Raw genomic sequence first — 7,632 nt, 5'->3', positions numbered from 1 at the left:
GCCACCCAAGCGCATGCGGACTTTGTTTACGTCTTGGAACGCCTTGGAGCATATGCAGATGGAACCCGTCCGTCCAAGGTCAAAATCATCACCGTGCTGATCGAGGACCTGAAGCAAATCAATGCTCAGCGAGAGCAGATGGGGGTGACAACAAAGTTCAAAATTTTGTCGCAAAGGACCTATGAGCGCTGGATCGACCAGTATCTGGATCCGTTTCTCGTTGTCATGCAACGTGATGGTTTGGCCGCAGCGCAAAAACAATTTGGCACCTCTGAGGGCGGACGCCAAGCCTCGGTTCCTGGTGAAGTGGTTCAGACGGATGCCTGGCAGTTCCATTTGGTTACTTTGGACGCGACCCGGGAAGAACTCAACAATATGACTGAGGAAGAGCGTGCCCAGGTCAAACGGGTGCGTCGTTGGGTTGTGTTCCTGATGGATATTGCGACGCGGATCATTCTTGGTTTCTCGATTTGCCGGACGCCCAATGAGAATGCCTCTCTGGAGGCATTGCGCATGGCCTATATGGACAAGACTTATCTGTTCCGCGAGATCGGCATCAAAAACTCTGACTGGCACCATAGCTGTCCCATTCAGGAAATTGTCAATGACAACGGATCGGAGTTCGGAAAGCAGCCTTTCGGAGGTGCTCTGTTCTCCCATGCGGCCTATCTGCTTTCCTCCACCCAGATGAACACGGTCGCCGGTGTCTCCAACATGCGTGGTCACATCGAGCGTTTTTTCTGGACCACCGATTTGAAATTGGCCCGGTATTTGCCGGGGTATACGGCGCAAAACCCGCAGGCACGCAATGATCGAAAGCCGAATGCCGAGGCCTGTATCGCCGATGACGAATTGCACACCATTCTGCTGGCATTTGTCGCGGAATATCACAAGACACCCCATCGTGGGCTGAACTACCGGACCCCTGCGGCTGTTTGGGAAGAATTGACCCAAGGGGCCCAATACGATTGCACCCAAATGCCGTCACCGGGTCAGTTGCGCGAGGCTTGCGGTTTTTATGCCAAGGCCAAAGTCGGAGAGGAAGGCATCCGTTATGCGGGGACCGTTTACACCAATGAACGTATCCGTAATGATCGCAAGGCCCGCGTGGTCGACCGTATTGCGGCGCCCGGGCAAACGCTCGAGATCAAAGTCGATCCGTTCGATCTCGGTGGGATTTCTGTTCTTGCCGATGGCGAGTTGATCTCGGTCCGCTGTATCGATCCGAGCATGAGCGGCAAGTCCTTGCGTGTCTGGCAGCAGGAACGCATGCTCGCCCGTCAGCGCATTGAGGCGGAAAACCTTGCGCAGGAAGGGGCCCGCAAAGAGGCCGCGGCAATCTGGGAAAACCTGTCGAAGACCGTCATGCGCCAGTGCGACATCGGTATGGTGGGATATTCGCAGGCCGAGGTCGAACGCGCCGCACGCGAGCTCGATTTTGGCAAGGGCCAGCATGAAAAGCCCTTCATCGGTCGTGCGGAATACCGCGATCCGGTGGATGAGGGTGGTTTCGAAGTCGATCACATCCAGGAAGAAGCGGAACCTGACACACCGACCGGGATGGACCGTTTCCGTTCGAAGGCCAAAGCCCGCAAAAACAAAACCGGGAAAGGACCCCAATAATGGCTGCTCAATTGACGAGTGCTGCGCGTAAGGAATACGCGCAGCAGAACGAAATCGCGGACCGTATCGTTGCCCTTGAAGACCATTTTGAGAAGACAGACGTCTATTGGGGGTTTCGCAAGCGGGTTTTTGGGGTCCTTGCCCAACGTGAAGCCCGCCTGCGGGCCGGAAAAACGGAGCAAAAAGGGGCTGCGTTGATCGGCCCAGCCGGGTCGGGGAAATCGCGGCTGGCCAAGGAGATCATCGCCGAGCACCATGCCTTGGCCGAGGACGCAGACGACCGCCAGTTCGGCTGTCGCATTCTCAGCGTGATTGTGCCCGGTCGGGCCACGGTGAAGGAAACCTTGACCGCCATCCTGAGTGAACTCAAGGTTCCGGTACATACGCGGCGCGATGATGATTATCTTGCCCGTTTGGTCATGGAGTATTTCAAGGAATGCGGGATCGCCGGTCTGCATCTGGACGAGGTGCAGGACAGTGGCCGGTATAAGACCTCAGACAGTATCGAGGTGTTCATCAAACGTTTCCGTAACATGATGCAGCACTCCGAATGGCCGATCTGCATCATCCTCACGGCGACGCCCGAGGGGCGTGCCATGATCAACCACGATCCCACGCTGACCCGGCGTCTTCGCCCGATCGAGATGAAGCCTATGACATTCGCAAGTGATGGGGCGCTCCTTCGGAAAACGATGATCAAATTGTTTGAGGATGCGGGCGTCCGGGACGCCGGAATTCTTCAGATCGACGAATTCATCAAGATCTTGATCCATGCATCCGTCGGGCGGTTTGGCGTGGCCGTTGAAATGACAATCGAAGCCATCGGCGAATGTCTCGAAGATGACAATGATGAGATCGACATGTCATATTTTGCCGACGCTTATGCACTTCGCATGGGCTGCGACGAAGAGTTGAATCCCTTTGTTTCCGAGCACTGGAAACAGATTGACACGTTGGAAGCTTTGCAACGGTACGAAGACAAAAAACGCGAAGCAATGAAGGTATTGAACAAACGTCGCCGACCGTCTGCCAAATGAGCTGAAACCGCAAAACCTTCCAAAGAAGCCGCCCCTCGGGGCGGTTTTTTTGTGCCTAACGCTCAACCCGGCAGGGCAGGGGGGCAAGGCAGAACGCATTTGCGGTGTCTCAGAGCGCATTTGGGGTGTCGGAAGGCGGATTTGCAAATGTCGCGTATTGACCTAAGTCATTGGAATCATTAGGGTCGAAAAACGGCCAAGACGTAATTTAGATGTCGGACGTCACCGGTATCGGCGGGCACTGAGCGAACTTGGCGGTTGCAAGGCTTTCGTGTCACCATTATCTTCCAAGCTTTTATCGGTCGGCGCCTTGTTGGCGTGCTATGACCATAGGTACGGGGCTATCGCAGGAGATCGTATGTCAGTGGGTGTTTTGTATGTAGAAACAGCAGACTACTCCGATCCTGTCATAGAATCAGACACGGAGTACCAGCTCTCATCTATGTGGCTTCGTGGGGACTGGGAACGATGATCGACGACAAGAAACAGGAAGCCATCGGGTTACGGGCCATGGGAACAGGCTTCGTGGCCATGGATGTTGTGGAGGGCCTTGAGGCGACCTTTGCTTCGGCAGGCGGTTCGTGCGGGAATGTTATGGCCTTGTTGAGCTGGCTGGGTTGGGATTCGTTTCCTGTGGCGCGACTTGGATGTGATGAACCGGGAGACTTCGTTGTTCACGACCTTCAGTTCGACGGCGTTAAAACTGACTTTGTATGGCAAGAACAGTCGGTCTCCACGCCAGTTGTCGTTCAGAAATTCAAGGTAGATGCTGAAGGCCACAGGTCACATCGTTATGTGTTGACTTGCCCGGATTGCGGCGGTTGGCTTCCAAGGTTCAGATCAACGACGATCCGACAAATCCAGCCGGTATTGGATAGTGATTGCGTTCCCGATATCTTTTTCTTTGACCGCGTGTCTCCGAGCGCCCTGAAGCTTGCCTCTTGGGTACGCGAAAGTGGAGGTCTAGTCCTCTTTGAGCCGTCTTCCATAGGGGATGAGAGCCAATTTCAAAAGGCAATAGATGTTTGTCACGTCCTAAAGTTTGCCGAAGATAGGCTCGGTCACATCAATGAAATCCGTGATCTCACTGGGCCAAATCTCATCATTCAAACCTTAGGACCGCGAGGCTTGGAATTTCGCCTTGGCTGGGATTGGTTCGAACTTGATGCTTTCGAGGCGCCATATTTTCTTGATGCGGCAGGTTCAGGTGATTGGTGTACCGCAATACTGTTGAGTGAACTTGGCAACCAGGGCAGTATGAACCCTGTATCCTGGACGCCGAGGTTAATCTCTGACGCACTTCGAAGAGGGCAAGCGGCGGCGGCGTTGAACTGCGGATTTGAAGGTGCCCGTGGAGCGATGCAAGCAGCCGACAAGGATGCTTTCATGTTGGCGGTTTCAGACCTGATGGCCGGCAAGGAAACTTCAGTTGAAAGATTGACTGAGGGTAAGGCTGAGCCGCGAGTGAACCTGTGTTCGCTATGCAAGATTGTTCCGTTTTCGACGGGGAAAGATGCCGAAACCGCCTAAAGTACTATGACATCAGCAGTGCCCACGCATTATGGTTCCGGAGACCCAGTTCTGCTAACGAGCCTCAAGGCGGCGGCTGGTTTCTGCTTCCAGGCAGATAGAACTCAGTGATCCCCCGTTTGCCCTCGGCCCGCCCCAGCTGCACGATCACATCAATGGATTTCCGGATGTACTCCCGCACTTCAGCGAAGGTCAGCGGTGTGCCGGCCTGCAGCACCATGATCGCCAGCCGGTCGATGGCGAGTTCCGCGGTTTCGGCGTGGATCGTGGAGACCGACCCACCATGGCCAGTGTTGATGGCCTCGAGATAGGTCAGGGCCTCGGCCCCGCGCAACTCACCGACGATGATCCGGTCGGGGCGCATGCGGAGGGAGGCCTGAAGGAGGGCATTGGCGCTGCGTTGCGAACCGGTTCCGCGGTCGGCCAGGAGGGCGACGGTGTTCGGTTGGGCGGGGAATAGCTCGAAGGCGTCCTCGATGGTGATCAGGCGTTCGTGCTCAGTGATATGGGTCAGAAGATGGCGGGCGAAAGTGGTCTTGCCGGTCGAGGTGCCGCCGCTGATCAGGACGTTGAGCCGCGCCTCGACGAGGGTCTGCAGCGCGACCTCGAGGTTTTCTTCTGCGAGACTGGCGATGTTTTTCATCTTCTCGGCGCGGAGCGCATCGAGCGAGACGGCCTTGCCGAAGAGATAGGCCGGGGCGTAGTCCCGGACGCTGCCCGAGGCGAAAAGTCGGATGGTGATCGAGGCACCGCGGTCGATGGCGGGCGGCACGGCGACCTGGACCCGGAGGGGGCGGCCCGCATATTCCACCTTGCCGGACACGAGCGGGTTCTTTTCAGAGACGCGGGCCTTGGCGTCGCCGACGATGGTCTGGGCCATGTTGAGGGCGGTGGTGCGATCCACGGTCTGGCCTTCGTGGCGCATCGTGGCGTCGCCCGCGACCTCGAGCCAGACCTTGCCGTCCGGGTTGACCGCGATCTCGACCACGTCGTCGCGCCGCAGAAGGTCGCGGAACGGATCGAGATATCGCTCGAGATAGGAGGCTGGGCTTTCTGTCCGGGTCAATAAATCACCACATCCCGATCCACGAGCACGGTGACCGAGGCCCCCTGATCGACATAGATCGTCGGCGCGATCGAGACCTGATCGGCGATGACCGACCCGACCGCGTCCTGCAGGTCGCTGCCGACATCTCCCAGGACAATGCTGGTGGTTTCATTGTTGGCACTCTCGGCCGCGACCGCAGGCGCCGCCCCGATCACGGAAATCAGTGCCGCCCCGCCGAAGCGCTCGGCGAACTTCGTATCGACAAGCCCGGTGAGGCCCGAGCGCCCGAGTTGGTCTCCGCCCACGGCCGCAATTTCCATCGAGGTGCCGTCCGGGGTCAGGACGCGGGTCCAGACGATCAGGATGCGTTTCTGGTGCATGTCGATGCCGGAGCGATATTGGCCAAAAAGGCGGGAGCCGCGAGGGATCAGGATCTGGTCCCCGGAAAACGCCGGGACCGGTTCGGAGACGACCGCCACGACAGACCCGGGCAGATCGCTGTTGATGGCGGTCTGAAGCGCCGCCTGGATGACGGACCCTTGGGTCAGGGTGCGCTCAGGGTAAGCGAGGCGGGCGGCTTCCTGCACCTCGAGCGGGCGGGCGGTCTGCAGGAATTGCTCATTACCGGAAAGCACGGGTCCCCCGGTGCCAGCGGCAGCAGGATCGGCAACTGCCGCGCCACTTTGGCCACCACGTGGACCATCGGCGTAGACCACGGCGGGGGATTTGATCTGCGCGGTCAGAAGCTCTTCGGCGACCCGTTCGGCTTCGCGCTGGCGTTGTTCCTCTTCCTGACGGCGGCGTTCTTCGAGAAGGCGTTGATCGGCGATCAGCCCTTCGCGGTCGAGCTCGGACTCGAGCCCCTCGCGCTGTGCCCGTTCGGCATCGAGCATGGCTTGCAACCCGGCGATACGGGACTCGGTCTGGCGCTGCAGGTTGGCAAGTTCGGTTTCCTTTGCGGCCAGCATGGCTTCGAGCGCGGCCTTCTGCTCGTCGAAGGCTTCGCGCAGGTCCGCGACGGCGGACTGGATTTCCGAGTTGCGGGCGGCCTGGCTAGCGGCGAGGGCTTCGCGGAGCTTGGCGATTTCGGCCAGCACCTCGGCACTTGGCTCGGGGGCAGGGGCCGCGGGCACGTCGAGCGCTTCCTCGACAGCGATCAGCGCGTCATTGACCCGCTGCTCGGTCTCGTCGGGCGGAAACTCCAGTCGCCCGCCGGTGCCAGGGCGGCGGTCCTGGAAGGTTTCGACATCGGAGGTCTCGAGCGCGCTGTCACTTGTCCGCAAGCCGGTCGCCAGGAAATACGCCACCCCGGCCCCGCCAAGGGCGAGGGCGGCGGCGAGCGCGCCGACTCCGAGGCTGTTGCCGCGGCGCTTGGATTTGCCGCGCTGGCTGAATTGATCGAGGCGGTCCTGGAGATCGGGAGGGGTTTGATCGGCCATGGTCAGTTGCTCACGTTGATCGCGCTTTCGTCGCGCGCGGCACAGATCGCCTCGTCGCCGATGCGCAGCGTCCAGTAGGTGTTCACCCCGAGCACTCGGACGGTATTGCCCTGTTGGGTCCAGTTCACCGTATGCTCGTGGCCCTGGTCATCGGCCTTGAAGAGGGCAGGCTGGCGGGCGTTTTCCGGGAAGACGAAATACGTATAGCGCCCGTCGTCATAGATATGGCTGGGGCGGAAATCGCCCTCGCCCGAGACGCGATATGCGTAGTTACGCGGGGCCTCGAACCCTTTGGGCTGGGTGGCGCCCACCGCGCGGCGTTCCTCGCCGGGGTAGCGGAAGCGGACCTCGAAGAACATGCCGGTGCGGCTCGGGATAGATCCTTCGCGCAGGTGAAAGGAATAGGTGCGGCGGTTGGTGATGACCGTCATGTTGGTCGAGGCCTGCGCCACATGCGGCTTGATGGTCAGCACATTGCCGAGCTCCGGGATCGGATCGACCTGGAAGCTCTCGGTGTCACCGACAATCACAGCTTCAAAGCGCTCCCCCGCCCCGAAATGAATCGTGGTTGAATGCTTGAGATCGGTCTCGATACGGTAGACCTGGTTTTCGTTATAGACGGCGGTGCGGATGCGGATATCGAGCGGGCCGCCTTGCGGCGTGGCCTCGGCGTTTGCGGCAACAGGCATGGCAAGCGCTAGGAGGAGCGCGGGAAGGGATTTCATCTTGGTCAGTTCTCCAGGGTCTCGGCGTCGACGCGGTAGGAGGTCACCACGAAGCCCAAAGGGTTGGCCCAGACGTCCTGAAGGCGCTGGCGGGTTTCGGGTTGGAAGTCGTAGCCGACGGTGGCGACATAGGACCGGGTGACGGTGCGGGTGTCGCGGGGGCGGCGGAGCGTGCGGGTGAAGCGGACCTGGGCCACACCGCGCTCGATCTGGTTCACCGATTTGATCAC

At 59.3% G+C, this 7,632-nt stretch carries 7 protein-coding genes; 3 read left to right on the top strand and 4 right to left on the bottom strand.

All coding sequences use genetic code 11. From position 1 onward, the window contains the following. From A3728_RS08820 to A3728_RS08810, 3 genes are all read left to right on the top strand, one after another. Positions 1-1,623 (top strand): transposase family protein (locus tag A3728_RS08820; RefSeq protein ID WP_161489583.1); only part of this gene is annotated, 1,623 nt, incomplete at its 5' end. Further along, positions 1,623-2,660, top strand: a complete 1,038-nt coding sequence (locus A3728_RS08815) for a TniB family NTP-binding protein (RefSeq protein WP_067267216.1) — start codon at positions 1,623-1,625, stop codon at positions 2,658-2,660. The genes A3728_RS08820 and A3728_RS08815, both read left to right, overlap by 1 nt. 468 nt (positions 2,661-3,128) lie before the next feature. Next, positions 3,129-4,190, top strand: coding sequence for a carbohydrate kinase family protein (locus tag A3728_RS08810; protein ID WP_067267214.1), 1,062 nt, complete (start codon positions 3,129-3,131; stop codon positions 4,188-4,190). A 64-nt stretch (positions 4,191-4,254) separates the two neighbouring features. On the opposite strand, the gene virB11 is transcribed toward A3728_RS08810, so the two are convergent. The 4 genes from virB11 to A3728_RS08790 all read right to left on the bottom strand — a co-directional run. Further along, complete coding sequence (gene virB11, locus A3728_RS08805; RefSeq protein ID WP_067922297.1) at positions 4,255-5,256, bottom strand: P-type DNA transfer ATPase VirB11; 1,002 nt, start codon at positions 5,254-5,256, stop codon at positions 4,255-4,257. Then, positions 5,253-6,677, bottom strand: coding sequence for a TrbI/VirB10 family protein (locus A3728_RS08800; RefSeq protein ID WP_067922294.1), 1,425 nt, complete (start codon positions 6,675-6,677; stop codon positions 5,253-5,255). The genes virB11 and A3728_RS08800 overlap by 4 nt, the downstream gene beginning before the upstream one ends. Positions 6,678-6,679: 2 nt before the next feature. Further along, the gene (locus tag A3728_RS08795) at positions 6,680-7,402 is read right to left on the bottom strand and encodes a TrbG/VirB9 family P-type conjugative transfer protein (protein WP_067267176.1); all 723 of its coding nucleotides are present in this window, start codon (positions 7,400-7,402) and stop codon (positions 6,680-6,682) included. A 5-nt stretch (positions 7,403-7,407) separates the two neighbouring features. Then, a partial coding sequence (locus tag A3728_RS08790) for a type IV secretion system protein (RefSeq protein WP_150120702.1) occupies positions 7,408-7,632 on the bottom strand: 225 nt, incomplete at its 5' end.

The organism is Sulfitobacter sp. HI0040, assembly GCF_001634885.1.
Lineage (GTDB): Bacteria > Pseudomonadota > Alphaproteobacteria > Rhodobacterales > Rhodobacteraceae > Sulfitobacter.
Note: the sequence above shows the minus strand (reverse complement) of the source record. Positions and strands in the feature narration are given on the sequence as shown.